This window comes from Arthrobacter sp. 10N418 (assembly GCF_056394725.1).
The window spans coordinates 17,647-35,558 of record NZ_JBFTIK010000028.1; the positions used below are offsets into that span (position 1 = coordinate 17,647).

The 17,912-nt window shown below is 66.9% G+C and carries 16 protein-coding genes and 1 tRNA gene; 11 read left to right on the plus strand and 6 right to left on the minus strand.

The features are described 5' to 3' along the window. Positions 1–43 precede the first annotated feature (43 nt). From AC1DCZ_RS17290 to AC1DCZ_RS17300, 3 genes are all read left to right on the plus strand, one after another. Positions 44–724 (plus strand): lysophospholipid acyltransferase family protein, encoded by a 681-nt coding sequence (locus AC1DCZ_RS17290; protein ID WP_476975703.1) that lies wholly within the window; start codon positions 44–46, stop codon positions 722–724. Continuing rightward, a complete protein-coding gene (gene der, locus AC1DCZ_RS17295) occupies positions 721–2,271 on the plus strand; it encodes a ribosome biogenesis GTPase Der (protein ID WP_476896044.1) in 1,551 nt (516 codons plus the stop codon). The genes AC1DCZ_RS17290 and der overlap by 4 nt, the downstream gene beginning before the upstream one ends. Positions 2,272–2,419: 148 nt before the next feature. Then, positions 2,420–2,496, plus strand: a tRNA-Pro gene (locus tag AC1DCZ_RS17300). Between the two features lie 80 nt (positions 2,497–2,576). Here AC1DCZ_RS17300 and AC1DCZ_RS17305 read toward each other — a convergent pair. Then, positions 2,577–3,446, minus strand: a complete 870-nt coding sequence (locus AC1DCZ_RS17305; RefSeq protein WP_476975690.1) for an Fpg/Nei family DNA glycosylase — start codon at positions 3,444–3,446, stop codon at positions 2,577–2,579. A gap of 153 nt (positions 3,447–3,599) precedes the next feature. On the opposite strand from AC1DCZ_RS17305, the gene gcvH reads away from it, so the two are divergent. The 5 genes from gcvH (at position 3,600) to AC1DCZ_RS17330 (ending at position 6,719) form a co-directional block, all read left to right on the plus strand. Then, complete coding sequence (gene gcvH, locus AC1DCZ_RS17310; RefSeq protein WP_476896046.1) at positions 3,600–3,986, plus strand: glycine cleavage system protein GcvH; 387 nt, start codon at positions 3,600–3,602, stop codon at positions 3,984–3,986. Positions 3,987–4,130: 144 nt separating this feature from the next. Further along, positions 4,131–4,607, plus strand: coding sequence for an FHA domain-containing protein (locus AC1DCZ_RS17315; RefSeq protein WP_476975691.1), 477 nt, complete (start codon positions 4,131–4,133; stop codon positions 4,605–4,607). A gap of 23 nt (positions 4,608–4,630) precedes the next feature. Beyond that, positions 4,631–5,347: a transcriptional regulator FtsR gene (gene ftsR / locus AC1DCZ_RS17320; RefSeq protein WP_476975692.1), complete on the plus strand. Its 717-nt coding sequence runs from the start codon at positions 4,631–4,633 to the stop codon at positions 5,345–5,347. Next, positions 5,347–5,850, plus strand: a complete 504-nt coding sequence (locus tag AC1DCZ_RS17325) for a bifunctional nuclease family protein (RefSeq protein WP_476896049.1) — start codon at positions 5,347–5,349, stop codon at positions 5,848–5,850. Before ftsR ends, AC1DCZ_RS17325 begins: the two co-directional genes overlap by 1 nt. Positions 5,851–6,122: 272 nt before the next feature. Then, the gene (locus AC1DCZ_RS17330; RefSeq protein ID WP_476896050.1) at positions 6,123–6,719 is read left to right on the plus strand and encodes a MerR family transcriptional regulator; all 597 of its coding nucleotides are present in this window, start codon (positions 6,123–6,125) and stop codon (positions 6,717–6,719) included. A gap of 103 nt (positions 6,720–6,822) precedes the next feature. Here the strand turns inward: AC1DCZ_RS17330 and AC1DCZ_RS17335 are convergent, their stop codons facing one another. Next, entirely contained in the window at positions 6,823–7,659 is an 837-nt protein-coding gene (locus AC1DCZ_RS17335) for a ParA family protein (RefSeq protein ID WP_476975693.1), read from the minus strand. 322 nt (positions 7,660–7,981) lie between these two features. Here AC1DCZ_RS17335 and AC1DCZ_RS17340 point away from each other — a divergent pair, with 322 nt between their 5' ends. After that, entirely contained in the window at positions 7,982–11,377 is a 3,396-nt protein-coding gene (locus AC1DCZ_RS17340; RefSeq protein ID WP_476975694.1) for a pyruvate carboxylase, read from the plus strand. Between the two features lie 89 nt (positions 11,378–11,466). On the opposite strand, the gene AC1DCZ_RS17345 is transcribed toward AC1DCZ_RS17340, so the two are convergent. Continuing rightward, positions 11,467–13,287 (minus strand): AMP-dependent synthetase/ligase, encoded by a 1,821-nt coding sequence (locus AC1DCZ_RS17345; RefSeq protein ID WP_476975695.1) that lies wholly within the window; start codon positions 13,285–13,287, stop codon positions 11,467–11,469. A 210-nt stretch (positions 13,288–13,497) separates the two neighbouring features. Between AC1DCZ_RS17345 and AC1DCZ_RS17350 the strand changes: the two genes are divergently transcribed. After that, the gene (locus tag AC1DCZ_RS17350; protein WP_476896054.1) at positions 13,498–14,589 is read left to right on the plus strand and encodes an ROK family glucokinase; all 1,092 of its coding nucleotides are present in this window, start codon (positions 13,498–13,500) and stop codon (positions 14,587–14,589) included. Positions 14,590–14,618: 29 nt separating this feature from the next. Here the strand turns inward: AC1DCZ_RS17350 and AC1DCZ_RS17355 are convergent, their stop codons facing one another. From AC1DCZ_RS17355 to AC1DCZ_RS17365, 3 genes are read right to left on the minus strand one after another with little or no spacing between them, the layout of a single operon-like run. Then, positions 14,619–15,194, minus strand: coding sequence for a hypothetical protein (locus AC1DCZ_RS17355; protein WP_476975696.1), 576 nt, complete (start codon positions 15,192–15,194; stop codon positions 14,619–14,621). Beyond that, the gene (locus AC1DCZ_RS17360) at positions 15,187–15,990 is read right to left on the minus strand and encodes an alpha/beta hydrolase (protein WP_476975697.1); all 804 of its coding nucleotides are present in this window, start codon (positions 15,988–15,990) and stop codon (positions 15,187–15,189) included. The genes AC1DCZ_RS17355 and AC1DCZ_RS17360 overlap by 8 nt, the downstream gene beginning before the upstream one ends. Continuing rightward, on the minus strand, positions 15,987–16,832 hold the full coding sequence (locus AC1DCZ_RS17365; protein WP_476975698.1) for an alpha/beta hydrolase: 846 nt from the start codon (positions 16,830–16,832) through the stop codon (positions 15,987–15,989). The genes AC1DCZ_RS17360 and AC1DCZ_RS17365 overlap by 4 nt, the downstream gene beginning before the upstream one ends. Positions 16,833–16,943: 111 nt before the next feature. Here AC1DCZ_RS17365 and AC1DCZ_RS17370 point away from each other — a divergent pair, with 111 nt between their 5' ends. After that, entirely contained in the window at positions 16,944–17,693 is a 750-nt protein-coding gene (locus AC1DCZ_RS17370) for a lysophospholipid acyltransferase family protein (protein WP_476975699.1), read from the plus strand. Positions 17,694–17,912: the final 219 nt, after the last annotated feature.

Sequence of the window (17,912 nt, forward strand, 5' to 3'; positions counted from 1 at the left end):
GGCGCTCCTGCCGGGCCGCTGGACCACCGCCTGGAGCCGGCCCGTGGGCTGGATCCTGGACCATGTCCTGTACCGGACCTCGGTCACCGGACGCTCCAACGTCCCCGCAACCGGCCCGGTTATCTTTGCCGGCAACCACATCAGCTTCCTGGACGGACCGGTCATGTTCGGGGCCGCGCCCCGGCCCATGCACATCCTGGTAAAGCAGGAGATGTTCGCCGGCTTCCTGGGCCGGGTGCTGACGGCATCCGGCCAGCTGCCCGTGGACCGCAGCGGCGGCCGGGAGGCCCTGGCTACGGCCCGGAGGCTGCTCGAGGCGGGCCGGTGCGTGGGGATCCTCCCTGAAGGGACGCGGGGGAGCGGCGAGGCTGCCGCCATCAACAACGGCGTCGCCTGGCTCGCACTGAACTCGAGCGCGACGGTGGTGCCGGTGGCCATCCTGGGCACCCGCGTCGACGCCGAGCACCTGGACACGGTTCCCCGGCTGCGCCGCCGGCTGCGCGTCAGCTTCGGCGGAGCCCTCAATGTCAGCCGCAGGCCCGGGGAGACCGGGCGTGTTTCAATGGACAGGGCGGGAAACGAGATCCGCGCCGCGCTGGCGCGCCATGTCCAGGACTCCATCAAAAGTACCGGGCAGCCCTTGCCCGACGCGGATTCCCCGCAACAACGTCATGAAGTAGTAGCCGCGACGCCGGCAGATCACCACCTAAGGAAAGTGCAATGAGCGATACGACTCAAACCTCCGGCAATTTTGGCGCCGGCGAAGACGAATACACGCCCACCGGCACGGACCAGGTGGCTGAGCATCTCGCCGCCTTGGACGACGATGAAGCAGAGATGCGCGCAGCTTCCCTCCGTGCCGGCCTCGACGATTACGAACTGGATGAGGAAGACGCCGCCCTGCTGAGCGGCCACTTCGACGACGAGGACTTCGACGGTCCCGTCAAGCTGGATCCGGTCCTGGCCATCATCGGCCGGCCCAACGTGGGCAAGTCCACGCTGGTCAACCGCATCCTGGGCCGCCGCGAGGCAGTCGTGGAAGACACTCCCGGTGTTACCCGCGACCGTGTCATGTACGCGGCGCACTGGAACGGCCGGAACTTCACCGTCGTCGACACCGGCGGCTGGGAGCACGACGCCCGCGGCATCCACGCCCGGGTTGCCGAGCAGGCCGAGATGGCCGTCGAGCTCGCGGACGCCGTATTGTTCGTCGTTGACTCCGCAGTGGGCGCGACCGCCACTGACGAGGGCGTCGTGAAGATGCTCCGCAAGTCCAAGAAGCCGGTCATCATGGTGGCCAACAAGGTGGACGACTTCGCGCAGGAAGCCGACTCCGCCACTCTCTGGGGCCTCGGCTTCGGCGAGCCGTACCCCGTCTCGGCCCTCCACGGCCGCGGCGTGGCCGACCTCCTGGACCACGTGATGGACACGCTCCCGGAGTTCTCCACCATCGAAGGCCTTGAGCGCTCCGGCGGCCCGCGCCGCGTCGCCCTGATCGGACGCCCGAACGTCGGCAAGTCCTCGCTCTTGAACAAGCTCGCCGGTTCCGAACGCGTGGTGGTGGACAATACCGCCGGCACCACCCGGGATCCGGTCGATGAGTTCATCGAACTCGGTGACCGCACCTGGCGCTTCGTCGACACCGCCGGCATCCGCCGCCGCCAGCACATGGCCCAGGGCGCCGACTTCTACGCCTCGCTGCGGACGCAGAGCGCGCTCGAAAAGGCCGAGGTCGCCGTCGTGCTCCTCGCTGTGGACGAAGTGCTCAGCGAGCAGGATGTGCGCATCCTGCAGCTCGCCATCGAATCCGGACGCGCGCTGGTGCTGGCTTTCAACAAATGGGACCTGCTCGACGACGAACGCCGCCGCTACCTTGAGCGCGAGATCGACCAGGACCTGGCCCACGTGGCATGGGCTCCCCGCGTCAACATCTCCGCCAAGACCGGCTGGCACAAGGACAGGCTCGTCCCGGCCCTCGACACGGCCCTGGAAAGCTGGGACAAGCGCATCCCCACCGGCCGCCTGAACGCGTTCCTGGGCGAACTCGTCGCAGCGCACCCGCACCCGGTGCGCGGCGGCAAGCAGCCACGCATCCTGTTCGGAACCCAGGCCTCAAGCCGGCCCCCGAAGTTCGTGCTTTTCACCACAGGGTTCCTGGATCCCGGATACCGCCGCTTCATCACCCGCCGGCTACGCGAAACCTTCGGTTTTGAAGGCACTCCGATCGAGGTCAACATGCGGGTGCGCGAAAAGCGCGGCAAGAAGCGTTAATTCCGACACACCGTGCCCGTGGCACCTGAAAATGTCACAGGCACCCTCCGGGATCGTGTAAGCTTTTGGAGGTGGTTCGGCCGGACTGCCTGGAAGAAAAGCTGGAGAGAAACCAGAATGATTTCCAGGCGGAGAACGGCGGAACTAACGGGCTGTAGCGCAGCTTGGTAGCGCACTTGACTGGGGGTCAAGGGGTCGCAGGTTCAAATCCTGTCAGCCCGACCAACAGAAAGTACCCCGCCATTCCTGACAAGGGAGTGGCGGGGTTTTCTGTTTCTGTCGGAAGCGTGTATTTCCGGAAGCGCCTACTTCAGGAAGCGCGACGTCCGGCGGTCGGCCAGGATCTTTCCCTTCGTCTGGCACGTCGGGCAGTACTGCAGGGCGGTGTCCGCAAAGGAGACCTCCCGAACCGTGTCTCCGCACACGGGGCACGCTTCGCCGGTCCGGCCGTGCACCTGCATGTGGCTCCGCTTCGTATCCTTGAGCTCACCGGGCGGCTTCCCTCGGGCTTCCGCCACGGCCGTTCCCAGAATGGTGTGGATGGCGTCGTAGAGGCGCTGGACGTCCGTTCGCTCCAGGGATCTGGCGAGGGCGAAAGGGGATGTCCTGGCTGCGTGCAGGATCTCGTCGCTGTAGGCATTTCCAATCCCGGCGATGATGCTCTGGCTCCTCAGGACACCCTTGATCTGCTGGGAGCTGGCACCGAGGATCCCAGCCAAAGCGTCGACGTCGAAGCCCGGACTGAACGGATCCGGTCCGAGCGCCGCGATGCCGGGAACGTCGAGCGGACCGCGGACGACGTAGACCGCCAGGCTCTTTTTCGTGCCCGCCTCGGTCAGGTCCAGGTCGAGCGGTCCGGCCGCGCTTGAAAACGAAAGCCGCACCGCGATGTGCCCCTTGCCCATCTTCAGCCGGGCGTCCGTGGGGGCGTCAGTAAACCGGACCCAGCCGGCCCGCGCCAGGTGGAAGACAAAATGCAGGCCCCCGGCTTCCAGGTCCACGAACTTGCCGTGGCGGTGCACGCCTGTCACGGTCCGGCCCACAATGTCGGAGAGGGGAGGATCCGCCGTCTTCAGCACCGCGAACGAGACAATCTGGACGTTCGCCAGAACCGCTCCGCGCAGCTGCCCGTCGAGGAAGTCCGCAAGGGCGGCCACTTCCGGTAGCTCAGGCATGGGCAAATCCGACCGGAACGGGTGCATGTGCTGCCATGGCCCCATCATGCCAGAGTCCTCCCGGACACTTCAGGATCGGCTTATACTTTCAGCGGCGGCCCCTCCAGTTGACCGCCGTCGCCATTTAGTGATTGACCCGATGAAAGGCCCGTCATGAGCATCATTCCCGAAGAGCTGTCCTACACCGCAGAACACGAATGGGTTTCTGCCCCGAACGCCGACGGCGTCGTGCGCGTGGGTATCACCGATTTTGCCCAGGACGCCCTCGGGGATGTCGTTTACGCCCAGATGCCGGAAGTTGGCACCAGCATCAAGGCCAACGACGTCGTCGGCGAGGTGGAATCCACCAAGAGCGTCAGCGATATCTACGCCCCCGTGTCGGGCGAGGTCGTGGCCCGGAACGAGTCCCTGGACACCGATTCGGCCCTGATCAATTCGGATCCGTACGGCGAGGGCTGGCTGATCGAAATCAGGCTTGCCGAGGCCGACGCGGTCGAGTCGCTGCTCAGTGCATCCGAGTACGAACAGCAGGTAGGCTAAAGGGACAGGTCATTCGGGCCGGGGCGTTGGCAGCACAAGCCAAGCAACGCCCCGCCGAAGGGCTCACTACCGGAACTGCGGGGCTTTTCCGGACGGCATGCGTTGTTTGCAGGGGGGACACCTGCAACGAATGAGGAGGACTCAATGTTTGGGCACGAACGGAACGACGCCGGTGACGGTTACGGCACGGGTGGAGTGAAGGCTTCGGAGACCACGTCGATCAACCTCACTCCGGTGCGCGACGAACCCACTTTCACCCCGAAGCTCTCTTCCGAAGAGCGGGTTGCCGTGGAGGCCCTGCCCTTTGGGTCGGCCCTCCTGGTCGCACACAGCGGACCCAACTCCGGCGCCCGCTTCCTCCTGGACTCGGACGTCACGACGGCGGGCCGCCACCCGGACGCCGACATCTTCCTGGACGACGTCACGGTCTCGCGCCGCCACGTTGAATTCCGGCGTACGGCCCGCAGCTTTGAAGTCGTGGACACCGGAAGCCTGAACGGGACGTACGTGAACCACGACCGCGTCGACAGCGTCGAGCTGAAGTCCGGCAACGAGGTCCAGATCGGCAAGTTCCGCCTCACCTTCTACCTGAGCCCTGCCCGCGCAGCAGGCAACGTCTGATCCCGGGGTAGCTGCCTGTGGCTATGGCACAAGCGGAACGGCGCGGACCCCAGGTTCTGAACATCGGGGAAGTCCTGGCTCAGCTGAGCGATGACTTCCCCAGCATGACTGCGTCGAAGATCCGGTTCCTTGAGGAAAAGGGGCTCATCAATCCGCAGCGGACACCTGCCGGTTACCGGCAGTACTCGGAGAGCGACGTCGAACGGCTGCGGTTCGTGCTGGCCCTCCAGCGCGACCAGTACCTGCCGCTGAAGGTCATTAAGGACTACCTTGACGCAATTGACCGTGGCGAACGTCCGGACAACCTGCCGGCGGGCGTCACGGTCTCCCCGAGAATCGTCTCCGACGAGCTCGCGACGGAGCTGCAGAGCCGCGCGCGGCGATTGAGCGAGGAACAGCTGAGGACCGAGTCCGGCGCCAGCGTCCCGCTCCTGGAGTCCCTCCTGAGCTTCGGCCTGATCGGCCACGTCAACGGCAAATTCGACGAACACGCCCTGCAGGTCGCGCGCGCCTGCGTGCAGCTGGAGAGCCATGGCCTGGAGCCACGGCACCTGCGGCCCTTCCAGGCGGCCGCGGAACGCGAATTCGGGCTCGTGGAGCGCGCGGTCGCCACCCTGACCTCACGCAAGGACGCCGCCTCGCATGCCCGCGCTGCCGAGGCCGCGCGGGAAATCAGCGACCTCTGCCTGTCGCTCCACCAGGCGCTGGTCCACGACCGCATCTCACGGATGGATATCTGATGATTGAGGTGGAAATTGTCGGCGTGCGGATCGAGTTACCGTCCAACCAGCCGCTCGTCCTACTCAAGGAAATCCACGGGGAGCGCCACGTGCCGATCTGGATCGGCACGCCCGAAGCCAGTGCCATCGCCCTGGCGCAGCAGGGCGTGGTCCCGCCCAGGCCCATGACCCATGACCTGCTGGTGGACGTGGTCGAGTCCCTCGGGCACACCATCGTCAGCGTCAACATCGTGGCCGTGGAGGACAATGTTTTCTACGGTCAGTTGCAATTCGAAAACGGCACTACAGTGAGCTCGCGGGCCTCGGATGCGCTGGCGCTTGCGCTGCGTGCCAAGTGCCGGATCTGGTGCGCCGACGCCGTCATGGACGAGGCGGGCGTCAGGATTACCGAACACGACGAGGGCGAGGATACGCACCCCGGACCTGCCGTGGACGAAGAAGGCGAACTGCGGCGCTTCCGCGAATTTCTCGACGACGTTGAACCCGAGGACTTCGCCGGCTGAGGCCCTTTCAGGCTTTCCGGGGCGACGCCAAGGTTAAAGTCGAGGATGAAACTTTCGACACGCCCCCCGAATAGCGCGAACGTCTTTGACCTTGGGCTCTGGCAGGCCTAACGTCGGAGGTACAAGTTCCCATTGCATACGGTAGCCGCGCAAGTCACACTGGAAAATGCACTCCCGGCTAAATTACACGGATGAATCTTTATTCGTTGTTGCTGAGTTAGCTGGCTGCCGCTGCAACTTATTCAGGGGAACCCATGACAAGGAGGGTCCACGTGAGTCCGAAAGGCGAAGCAGGCGAGCTCAAGCAGGCCTCGGCGGCTGGTGTCGCCGTGCCCGCCAGCGGTGCCCAGGGCCTGCTGTTCACCGAGGACCTTCCTGTTCTGGACGAGGACGCCGGCTACCGCGGGCCCACCGCGTGCAAAGCAGCCGGCATCACGTACCGCCAGCTCGACTACTGGGCCCGGACCGGGCTCGTGGAGCCCGCCGTCCGCGGCGCCGCAGGATCAGGCTCCCAGCGGTTGTACGGCTTCCGTGACATCCTCGTCCTCAAGGTGGTCAAGCGGCTCCTGGACACCGGCGTCTCGCTGCAGCAGATCCGCACCGCGGTCGAGCACCTTCGGGAGCGCGGCGTCGAGGACCTCGCCCAGATCACCCTCATGAGTGACGGCGCGAGTGTCTATGAGTGCACCTCGGCGGACGAAGTCATCGATCTGGTCCAGGGCGGCCAGGGCGTCTTTGGCATCGCCGTCGGCCGTGTCTGGCGGGAAGTCGAAGGCAGCCTCGCGGCACTCCCCAGCGAGCATGTCTCGGACCAGTCCTTCCCCGATGACGAACTCAGCAAGCGGCGGGCCGCCCGGAAGATCAGCTAGCCCCGTACGCCCAACATTCCATGGACATAACACGAAGGCCGCCTCCCGATCGGGAGGCGGCCTTCGCCGTATGTTCAACGACCGGGTGTGCGGGCGGCGGCGCCTAGCGCTTGCTGCGGTCGCGGACGGTGCCGGCCGGGGCCGGGCCAGCGGACTGCATCAGGTTCTCCAGCAGCACGTCAAACAGCGCCGCGGCGTTCTTGGCGGAATCTCCAGGCCAGTGGTGGATCGAGTGGGCGGCGCCCTGGATCTGCTGCCAGTTTGCCTGCTCCGGGATGTGCGGGGTGAGCAACAGCTCGCCGAACATGGACTGCATCTCGGAGAGGCGGAACGTGTGCTCGGCGGAGCCGCTGCGCACGCGGTTGGCCACGATCCCTGCCGGGGACAGCTTGGGGGCAAATTCATTGCGGAACAACTGGATCGCGCGCATGGTGCGCTCCGTGCCTGCAACGGAGAAGAGTCCGGGCTCGGCGACGAGCGTTACCTTGTCACTGGCCGACCACGCCATCCGGGTGAGTCCGTTGAGTGAGGGCGGGCAGTCCACCAGGACCAGGTCATACCGCCCGGCGCCCGCCAGCACAGCCGACAGCCTGCGGAGGTCGCGGCGGCCGAGGTCCGGGCGGTCATAGATGCCCGTGTAGGCCGAGCCCACCGCGACGTCAAGTACAGCTGCGGCGGAGCCGTTGCTGCGGGCGCGTTCCACCCAGCCGCTGGGAACGACGTTTTCGGACAGGCGCGCTTTCCGGGGGGCCTTGAGCATCCGGCCGATATCGAGCTGGCCGTTCAGGCTCACCCCGAGTGCCGTGCTCGCATCCGCGTGCGGGTCAAGGTCGACGACGAGGGTCGGGATGCCGGCGGCCAGTGCCGCAGATGCCAGTCCGGTGGTCACGGATGTCTTGCCGACACCGCCTTTGAGGCTGCTGATGCTGACTACTTGCACTTGAAAAACCAATACCTAACGCCGGTTGCCGAGACGGGGTCGTGCCGGCTCCCGCGTTCTTCGGAGCCGGGGCGTGCATGCGCCACCCACCCCCTCATCATATGTCGATGCTCCGGCTAAACCCGTCTCATCCGGCGCCGGGCCGGCAGAACGTCGGGGAAGCCGGCGGATAACGGAGCGGGGGCCGGCACGGACCCCCTGCCTATTGCCGGATCCGTGACGCATAATGCTGTGATGGTCGCCACAATGATTTGTGTTTGACTACGCCGGTCTTAGACACTGTGACCACTTACCGATACACCCGCGATGATGCAGGAGAAGTATGTTTTCCAAGATTCTGGTGGCTAACCGCGGCGAAATCGCGATCAGGGCCTTCCGTGCCAGCTACGAGCTGGGTGCCAAGACCGTTGCCGTGTTCCCTAACGAGGACCGCAACTCGATCCACCGCCAGAAGGCCGACGAGGCATACCTGATTGGCGAGGAGGGCCATCCCGTCCGGGCTTACCTCGACGTCGACGAGGTCGTGCGCGTGGCGAAGGAATCCGGGGCGGACGCGATCTACCCCGGCTACGGCTTCCTGTCGGAGAACCCGCGGCTGGCACGCGCGGCCCAGGCGGCGGGCATTACGTTCGTCGGACCGCCGGCGGAAGTCCTGGAACTTGCCGGGAACAAGGTCGCTGCCCTTGCCGCTGCCCGCGAGGCCGGCGTCCCCGTGCTCAAGTCCAGCCAGCCGTCGAAGGATCTTGATGAGCTGATCGCCGCGGCTGACGAGATCGGCTTCCCCATCTTTGCCAAGGCCGTTGCCGGCGGCGGCGGCCGCGGCATGCGCCGTGTGGACACCCGGGAAGCCCTGCCGGAAGCCCTGCAAGCGGCCATGCGTGAAGCAGACGCTGCGTTTGGGGACCCCACCATGTTCCTGGAGCAGGCTGTCCTGCGCCCGCGCCACATCGAAGTCCAGATCCTGGCCGATGCCGAGGGCAACGTCATGCACCTCTTCGAGCGCGACTGTTCGATCCAGCGGCGCCACCAGAAGGTCATTGAGATCGCGCCCGCACCGAACCTCGACGAAGGCATCCGGCAGGCGCTCTACCGTGATGCCGTGAAGTTCGCCAAGGCACTGAACTACGTCAACGCCGGCACCGTGGAGTTCCTCGTCGACACCGTGGGGGAGCGGGCCGGCCAGCACGTCTTTATCGAGATGAACCCGCGCATCCAGGTCGAACACACTGTCACTGAAGAAGTCACCGACGTCGACCTCGTCCAGGCGCAACTGCGCATCGCTTCCGGCGAGACCCTCGCGGACCTGGGCCTTTCGCAGGAGAGCGTCCACCTCAAGGGCGCGGCCCTGCAGTGCCGCATCACCACCGAGGACCCGGCCAACGGCTTCCGGCCCGACGTCGGCAAGATCACCGGCTACCGTTCGGCCGGCGGCGCCGGCGTCCGGCTCGACGGCGGCACCGTCTACTCGGGTGCGGAGATCAGCCCGCACTTCGACTCGATGCTGGTGAAACTGACCTGCCGCGGCCGCGACTATCCCACAGCCGTGGCCCGGGCGCGGCGTGCCCTCGCGGAATTCCGTATCCGCGGCGTGTCCACCAACATTTCGTTCCTGCAGGCCGTCCTGGACGACGCCGACTTCGTCGCCGGCAACGTCGCCACCTCGTTCATCGACGAACGCCCCCAGCTGCTGAAGGCCCGGGTCTCCGCGGACCGCGGCACCAAACTGCTGACGTGGCTCGCCGATGTCACGGTCAACCAGCCCAACGGTGAGCTGACAGTCCACTCGGACCCCGCCGCCAAGCTCCCGGTCCTGGACGGCTCCCCCTTCGCGCCGGGCTCACGCCAGCGGCTCCTGGAGCTGGGCCCGGAAGGATTCGCCAAGGACCTCCGCGGCCAGACCAACGTAGCCGTCACGGACACCACCTTCCGTGACGCCCACCAGTCGCTGCTCGCGACCCGTGTCCGGACCCGCGACCTCGTGGCGGCCGGCCCGGCCGTTTCGAAGCTTCTGCCCGGACTGCTCTCGGTGGAGGCCTGGGGCGGCGCCACGTACGACGTCGCCCTGCGGTTCCTGGGTGAAGACCCCTGGGACCGGCTCGCGGCGCTGCGCAAGGCGCTGCCGAACATCTGCCTGCAGATGCTCCTGCGCGGCCGCAACACGGTGGGCTACACGCCCTACCCGGAAGAGGTCACAGTAGCGTTCGTCAACGAGGCCGCTGCCACCGGAATCGACATCTTCCGCATCTTCGACGCCCTGAACGACGTCAACCAGATGGCCCCGGCCATCCGCGCCGTGCGGGAAACGGGCACCGCCGTTGCCGAGGTCGCCCTGTGCTACACCGCGGACATGATGGATCCCGACGAAAAGCTGTACACCCTGGAGTACTACCTCGGGCTGGCGCAGAAGATCGTCGACGCCGGTGCGCACATCCTTGCGATCAAGGACATGGCCGGGCTCCTGCGCCCTGCCGCGGCCGCGCGCCTGGTGACGGCCCTGCGGGAGAAGTTCGACCTCCCCGTCCACCTGCACACGCACGACACTGCGGGCGGACAGCTGGCCACCCTCCTCGCGGCTGTCGACGCCGGCGTGGACGCCGTCGACGTCGCCTCCGCTTCCCTGGCCGGCACGACGAGCCAGCCCTCCGCCTCGGCGCTCGTGGCGGCGCTGGCCCATACGCCCCGCGACACGGGGCTGGACCTGGCCAACGTCTGCGCCCTGGAGCCGTACTGGGAGGCCGTCCGCCGCATGTACGCGCCGTTCGAGTCCGGGCTGCCGGGTCCCACGGGCCGCGTCTACCAGCACGAGATTCCGGGCGGCCAGCTCTCGAACCTGCGGCAGCAGGCGATCGCGCTGGGACTCGGCGAACGATTCGAAGCCATCGAGGACATGTACACCGCGGCGGACCGCATCCTTGGCCGACTCGTGAAGGTAACGCCGTCGTCCAAGGTGGTGGGTGACCTTGCCCTCCACCTCGTCGGCCTCAACGCCGACCCCGCGGACTTCAACGAGAACCCGCAGAAATACGACGTCCCCGATTCCGTGATCGGCTTCCTCTCCGGCGAGCTGGGCGATCCTCCCGGCGGCTGGCCCGAGCCGTTCCGGACCAAGGCCCTGCAGGGCCGCACCGTCAAGGTCCGCGACGTCGAGCTCAGCCCCGAGGACAGCGCAGCGCTCAAGGCGGACTCCAAGACCCGCCAGCACACCCTTAACCGCCTGCTCTTCGCCGGCCCCACGAAGGACTACCTGAAGAGCGTGGAGTCGTACGGCAACCTCTCGGTGCTCGATACCCGGGACTACCTCTTCGGCCTGCAGCGCGGCGCGGAGCACGAGATCGAGCTGGAGAAGGGCGTGCGCCTGATTGCCTCCCTCGAAGCGGTCTCGGAGCCCGATGAGAAGGGCATGCGCACCGTGATGTGCACGCTCAACGGACAGTCCCGGCCCGTGGTGGTCCGTGACCGTTCCGTCGTGAGCAACGTCAAGGCCGCCGAACGGGCCGATACCTCCCGGCCCGGCCAGGTCGCCGCACCGTTCGCCGGTGCCGTCACCCTGACGGTCAAGTCAGGGGAAACCGTCAAGGCCGGCGACACTGTCGCCACGATCGAGGCCATGAAGATGGAGGCCTCCATCACGACGCCGGTAGCCGGCACGGTGTCGCGCCTCGCCGTCGGCGCGGTCGAGCAGGTCCAGGGCGGTGACTTGCTGCTCGTCGTCGAATAGCAGCTACAACGCGGGGCCGCAAACAGCCCATCAGAGGGGTCTCCGATGGGCTGTATGCGACCCGCGTTGCCTTGGTGGGGCGCTGGCGCTCAGGCGTGGGTGGGACGCTTCGCGGCGTACATCTCCTCGATCACGTCCTCGAAGTCCTTCAGCACCTGGGCCCGCTTGACCTTCATGGAGGGCGTCAGATGGCCGGATGCCTCGGTGAAGTCTGCCGGCACGATCCGGAAGGACTTGATCGCCTCGGCCTGCGAGACCGACTGGTTGGCACGGTTGATCAGTTCCTGGACAGCGGCCTTGACCGCCGGATTCCCGGCCGCCTGGGCGAGCGAGGTCGAGGCGGGCAGCCCGTGCCGGCCCAGCCAGCCCGGGAGCGCGTCCTCGTCGAGCGTGACGAGGGCGCCGATGAACGGGCGGTTGTCTCCCACCACCAGCACCTGGGAGACCAGGGCATCGGCCCGGATCTGGTCTTCGAGCAGGGCAGGGACCACGTTCTTGCCGCCGGCCGTCACAATGATCTCCTTCTTGCGGCCCGTGATGGTCAGGAAACCCTGCTCATCGAGCCGGCCGATGTCCCCGGTGCGCAGCCAGCCGTCGTCGAAGGCTTCGGCCGACAGGTCATCGCGCTTGTAGTAGCCGCGCATGACGCACATGCCCTTGGCGAGGATCTCGCCATCGTCGGCGATCCTGACAGCGTTTCCGGGCAACGGCGAGCCTACGGTGCCGATCTTGATCAGCTGCGGCGTGTTCACTGTGATGGGCGCCGTGGTTTCCGTGAGACCGTAGCCCTCCAGGATCTGCATGCCGATGCCATGGAAGAAGTGTCCGAGCCGTTCGCCGAGCGGGCCGCCGCCCGAGACAGCGTGCGAGACCTGGCCGCCCATGGCGGCCCGGAGCTTGCCGTAGACGAGCTTGTCGAACACCCAGTGCTTGAGCTGCAGGCCCAATCCCACCCTGCCGGCCTGTTGTGCGCGTGAGTAAGCGATCGCTGTGTCGGCCGCACGGTGAAAGATGGCACCCTTGCCGCCGTCCTCGGCCTTGGTGAGCGCGGAGTTGTAGACCTTTTCGAACACCCGCGGCACGGCGAGGATGAACGTGGGCCGGTAGCTCTGCAGGTCCGGCAGCAGGTTCTTGATATCCGGGGTATGCGCGACCGTGACACCTGCAGCGACTGCCAGCACCGAGATGAAGCGTGCGAAGACGTGGGCGAGCGGCAGGAACATGATCGTCCGGGCCTCTTCGTGGACGATGCTGGCCAGCGACGTCGCCAGTGCATTCTCGGAGAGTTCGACGAAGTTGCCGTGCGTGAGCTCGCAGCCCTTGGGCCGGCCCGTGGTGCCGGACGTATAGATGATCGTCGCGATGTCCGCGAGGCGGGCCCCGCTGCGCCGCGCCTCCAGCTCCTCGTCGGTGATTCCGGTGCCTGCCGCGCGGACCTCGTCGAGGCCGGTGCCGGCCAGCTGCCAGACGTTCTTGAGGGCCGTCAGCCCTTCGGACGCCGCTGCCTGGCGGATGATGTCTTCGTGGTGGGCGGACTCGCCGAACGCGGCCACGGCGCCCGAATCGCCAAGGTTCCAGGCGACCTGCGAGGGGGAAGACGTTTCGTAGATGGGGACGGAGACGGCGCCGGCGAACCAGATGGCGAAGTCAACGAGAGCCCATTCGTACCGCGTGCGGGACATGATGCCGACCCGGTCGCCTGCTGCAACGCCGCTGGCCATGAGGCCCTTGGCGAGCAGCGACACATCGGCGAGGAAATCGGTGGCCCGGACGTCCTGCCACTGGCCTGCCGCGTCGAGCCGGGAGAACAGTGCGGGGTCCGAGGCCTTGGCCGCCTGGCGCAGCACCAGATCGGTGACATTCGATTCCGGGGCGACGAACGCCAGGGGCGGGACACTGATTTCTCGCACGATAGCTCCTTTGATATCCATAGACCCGCAGGGGGTACAGCTAAGAGTAGTCTGCGGTCCGCGCCGGGCGTGATCTGCATTACCTACTGGCGGGTAACTTTACGGTCACGCCCGCTGTTCCGCCACTTATGGGCCGTTCGGCCGCCAACACGGGTGGGCGACGGCGGGCCATGGGCGGGCGGCTGCGCGCGCCGAATAGAATGGGGAACCATGCACACACCAACGCCCGGCCAGCAGCCCGTCCCGCACCGGAGGACTGCCGCCTGGCGGCGCAGGGCACTGGCGGATGCCGGTACCGTGGCGGCGGACGAAGGCTTGCGTTCGCACCTGCGGCTGGGCCGCAAGGGCCTGGCCATCGGCGTCGACATCGGCGGAACGAAAGTCGCCGCCGGCGTCGTCGATGCGGAGGGCCGCATCCTCAGCCAGGCGAAACGGTCCACGCCGGGTAATGACCCGCGCGCCGTGGAACAGGTCATTGTCGAACTGGTCGAAGAGCTCGGCCGGGGACACCGGATCTGGTCGGTCGGGATCGGCGCCGCCGGCTGGATGGACCTCGACGGCGGAACCGTCCTGTTCAGCCCTCACCTGGCCTGGCGCAACGAACCCTTGCGGGAGAACCTGCAGCGCCTTCTGCGCAGGCCTGTGCTGCTGACGAACGATGCGGATGCCGCAGCGTGGGCGGAGTGGCGCTTCGGCGCGGGGCGGGGCGAGAACCGGCTGGTCTGCATCACCTTGGGCACCGGAATCGGCGGCGCCATGGTTATGGACGGCAGGGTCGAACGCGGCCGTTTCGGTGTGGCCGGGGAATTCGGCCACCAGATCATCATGCCCGGCGGACACCGCTGCGAGTGCGGAAACCGGGGCTGCTGGGAGCAGTACGCCTCAGGCAACGCGCTCGGGCGCGAGGCCCGGGAACTGGCCGCCGCCAACTCACCGGTCGCCCAGGAACTGCTGAAAGCGGTGGACGGGCACGTTGAGCGCATCACAGGCGTGATCGTCACCGAACTTGCCAAGGCCGGCGATCCGACGTCCCGCGAACTCATTGAAGATGTCGGGGAGTGGCTCGGCCTGGGACTGGCCAACCTTGCCGCCGCCCTGGACCCGGGCAAGTTCGTAATCGGCGGCGGACTCTGCGACGCCGGCGAACTCCTCGCAGCCCCGGCCCGGAAGGCCTTCGCGAGGAACCTGACCGGGCGCGGTTTCCGCCCCGCTGCAACGATCGAACTCGCGGCGCTCGGCCCCAACGCCGGGCTAATCGGCGCTGCCGACCTTTCCCGGGTCAGCAGCCGCATGCACAGCTAGGTCCCGGCATTCCGGGCAGGCACGGTGTCCTAGACGCGGGCTCCGTCGTCGTTTTCGTCCTTCTCACTCGGCAGCTTCATGATCAGGAAGACCACCGAGGCCGCGAAGACTGCGACCATGCCCAGGATGGCCAGCAGCGGCGCCGAGCGCCAGAACATCGCTGACAGCAGGAGCGCAACCGGGCCGCCGACGGCCCCCAGCCACGCAAGCACGCTCATCGGATCGGCGCCGGCAAGGCTGGGCGGCTCCTCAGGCACAAAACCGCCGTCGTCGTCGTCGGGCTCATAGTCGCGGGGGCCGGGGGGCGTCTCCGCACCCGCTTCGAGACTGCCGGCCGGCTGAATGTCCTGGCCAGGGGTGAGCCGTTCCTTTGCAGAGAGCTCGATCGGCGCCGGGACGGACAACCCCAGGGGATCGAAGTCCCGGAAAGTCCGGGGGGCTGCAGACGGGTCTGCCGGCCCGGCCAGGCTGTCCGTGCCGTTTCCCCCGGGCCGCGGGCCGTCCTGCTGGGCCGGGGTTGCTTCAAGCCTGGCAACGAGGTCCAGCCAGACGGCGTCGTCCTGGTTGGCGCCGGGGTCCGGGGAGTTGGGATCCGGTCTAGTCATGTGCCGTGTCCTTCGAGCTCGAGTGGGCGGCGCCCGGGTTTCCGGCAGCCACGACGGAGCGCATGAATTCGGCCGTGCCGCTGAAGATCCCGGGAGCGTCGTTGTCCATGGTAGCCACGTGGTAGCTGTTTTGAAGCCGGATCACCTCCAGCGGGGCGTGTACCAGCCCGCGGCGCAGCGCAGCCATGCTCGCATCTGACACCACGTGGTCCACGTCGGAGCGGTATACGCGCACGGGCGCCGTAATGCGGGGCAGCAGCCGCACGGTGTCCTTGAACATCTTGTTCAGCTCATAGGCAGCGGCAACCGGAGTCCGGGGATACGCGCCCTCGTCCATGCCTGCCTTGAGGATGTCATTGGCGATCGCCGGGGTGCTCTTCAGGACGAACTTGAGGACCCCTGCGAGCGGAGCCCGGGGGTCGTCAATGACCAGCCCCGGGTTGACAACGACGGCCCCCGCGACAGGACGGGTGGCGGCAATCCGCAGCGCCAACGTCCCGCCCATGGACAGGCCCGCGACGAAGACGAAGTCGCATTCGGCAGCGAGTTCCGCGTAGGCGGCGTCCAGGGCGGTGTGCCAGTCCTGCCACCGTGTCCTGGCCAGCTCCTGCCAACTGGTGCCGTGCCCCGGCAACAGGGGCATGCGCACGGCGAATCCCGCCGCGGCCAGCGACTGTGCCCAGTCCCGCACACCGTGCGGGCTCCCTGTGAATCCATGGGAGACCACGATGCCCGTCCGGGGGCCGCTTCCGGTGAACGGGCTGCTGAACGGCGAGTGGTCCGGGAGGATGCTCATGGTGTCTCCGAGTGGGCTGAGTCTGCGGGTGCTGTGGCTGAAGCCGCTGTGCCTGAAACTGCCGCGGACGATGTTCGGGAGGATGCGTGCTGCAGGAAGAAGCGGACTGACTGGTCAAAGATTAGCGGCGCATCGACGTCGAGCGTCGCGACGTGGCCGCTGCCTGGCAGACGGACCACCTCCAGGTCGCGGGATCCCAGGCGCTTGGTGAGCAGTGCCAGGGACGACGGCGGGACGACCGCGTCATGGTCCGATGCGAAGACCAGCGCAGGGGCCTCGACGGCGGGGAGGTCCCGGAGCGTCGCGGCGAACAACCGGCGCAATTGGTGGACGGCGGCGAGCGGCGTCAGGGAGTAGTCGCCGTCGTCAGTAGGCGACGCCGTGGCGTTCTCCTCCCGGATCGGCACGGTGGTCCGCTGGAAATGCTTCAGGAGCCCAATGAACCTGACCCTGCGGTCATAGAAGCTCAGGCCGGGGTTTACCACCGCCACGCCGGTGACACGGTGTCGCGCAGCGGTACGCAATGCGATGGTCCCGCCCATGGAGAGGCCGGCGACGTAGCAGTCCCGGGTTCCGGCGGCGAGCTCCAAGTACGCCGTTTCGAAGGACGCGTACCAGTCCTGCCATCCATGGCGGGCGAGGTCCCGCCAGTGCGTACCGTGCCCGGGCAACAGCGGAACGGAAACCGCGAAGCCGCGGCCGGCGAGGTACCTGGCCCAGGGAAGGATGCTCAGCGGGCTGCCCGTGAAGCCGTGGCAGATGGCCACGCCGATGCCTGCGTTGGCTCCGTGGCCGGGGTAGCTGAAAGCCGCAGGAGCCGCCGGATTGCTGCTTTCACTCATGCGCCCATCGTGTCACCCTTCGGGACAAAACTCACTAGAGTAGGGTGTCATTGAAGTCCGCGCCGGGCCCGACGAAGGGCCGGCCGGACGCCTGCCGGAGAGGGACACCACGTGTTTTATTGGTTCATGAAGACCTTTGTTCTTGGGCCGGTGCTGAAGACCCTGTTCCGGCCGTGGGTTAAAGGCCTGGACAACGTCCCCGCCGAAGGCGCGGCAATTCTGGCCTCCAACCATTTGTCCTTCTCCGATTCCATCTTCATGCCCCTCATGGTTCCCCGGCCCGTGGTGTTCCTGGCTAAATCCGAATACTTCACCGGCAAGGGGATCAAAGGCCGGCTGACGGCAACCTTCTTCCGGCTCACCAACCAGCTGCCCATGGACCGGTCCGGGGGAGCAGCCTCGGCGCTGTCCCTGGATGCCGGCATGGGCGTCCTGAAGGACGGTTCCCTTCTGGGAATCTACCCGGAGGGCACGCGCAGTCCCGATGCCCGGCTGTACCGGGGGAAAGTGGGCGTGGCCAAGCTCGCCCTGCAGGCGCGCGTTCCGGTGATCCCGGTCGCCATGATCGGAACGGACAAGGTCCAGCCGATCGGGAAGCGGATGCCCAACATCCGGCGCATCGGGATGATCTTCGGCGAACCGCTGGACTTCAGCCGCTATTACGGCATGGAGGACGATCGGGTCATCCAGCGATCTGTCACCGACGAGATCATGTATGCGCTCATGCGGCTGTCCGGGCAGGAATACGTGGACGAGTACGCCGCCGTCGTCAAACTCCGGCTCGCTGGAAAGGCCAGGGAACAGGAGCTGGAGCCGCCGCCCGTTACCGAAGACGGTCCCGCCGCCCCCGGGAGCTCGTGACGGCAGGCTCGTGACGGCAGGCAGGCTGGTGACGCACGGCGCTAGTTGTACTCGGCCAGGACGTTGGTTGCACGGTGAAAGGGTGAAGACCTCTTAGGTTGGTGGTTACCACACACACCTAACGACTAAGAGGTCTTCATGGTCCACCGTAATGCCCGTCTGACTCCTGCCGGTAGAGGCATCCTTGTCCAGCGCGTCCTTCAGGGCCGGCCCGTGGCC

Excerpts from the sequence above, each read along its gene's own strand:
- der (WP_476896044.1), top strand. The coding sequence starts at position 721 with ATGAGCGATACGACTCAAACCTCCGGCAATTTTGGCGCCGGCGAAGAC.
- AC1DCZ_RS17305 (WP_476975690.1), bottom strand. The coding sequence starts at position 3,446 with ATGCCTGAGCTACCGGAAGTGGCCGCCCTTGCGGACTTCCTCGACGGG.
- gcvH (WP_476896046.1), top strand. The coding sequence starts at position 3,600 with ATGAGCATCATTCCCGAAGAGCTGTCCTACACCGCAGAACACGAATGG.
- AC1DCZ_RS17315 (WP_476975691.1), top strand. The coding sequence starts at position 4,131 with ATGTTTGGGCACGAACGGAACGACGCCGGTGACGGTTACGGCACGGGT.
- ftsR (WP_476975692.1), top strand. The coding sequence starts at position 4,631 with ATGGCACAAGCGGAACGGCGCGGACCCCAGGTTCTGAACATCGGGGAA.
- AC1DCZ_RS17325 (WP_476896049.1), top strand. The coding sequence starts at position 5,347 with ATGATTGAGGTGGAAATTGTCGGCGTGCGGATCGAGTTACCGTCCAAC.
- AC1DCZ_RS17340 (WP_476975694.1), top strand. The coding sequence starts at position 7,982 with ATGTTTTCCAAGATTCTGGTGGCTAACCGCGGCGAAATCGCGATCAGG.
- AC1DCZ_RS17350 (WP_476896054.1), top strand. The coding sequence starts at position 13,498 with ATGCACACACCAACGCCCGGCCAGCAGCCCGTCCCGCACCGGAGGACT.
- AC1DCZ_RS17355 (WP_476975696.1), bottom strand. The coding sequence starts at position 15,194 with ATGACTAGACCGGATCCCAACTCCCCGGACCCCGGCGCCAACCAGGAC.
- AC1DCZ_RS17360 (WP_476975697.1), bottom strand. The coding sequence starts at position 15,990 with ATGAGCATCCTCCCGGACCACTCGCCGTTCAGCAGCCCGTTCACCGGA.
- AC1DCZ_RS17365 (WP_476975698.1), bottom strand. The coding sequence starts at position 16,832 with ATGAGTGAAAGCAGCAATCCGGCGGCTCCTGCGGCTTTCAGCTACCCC.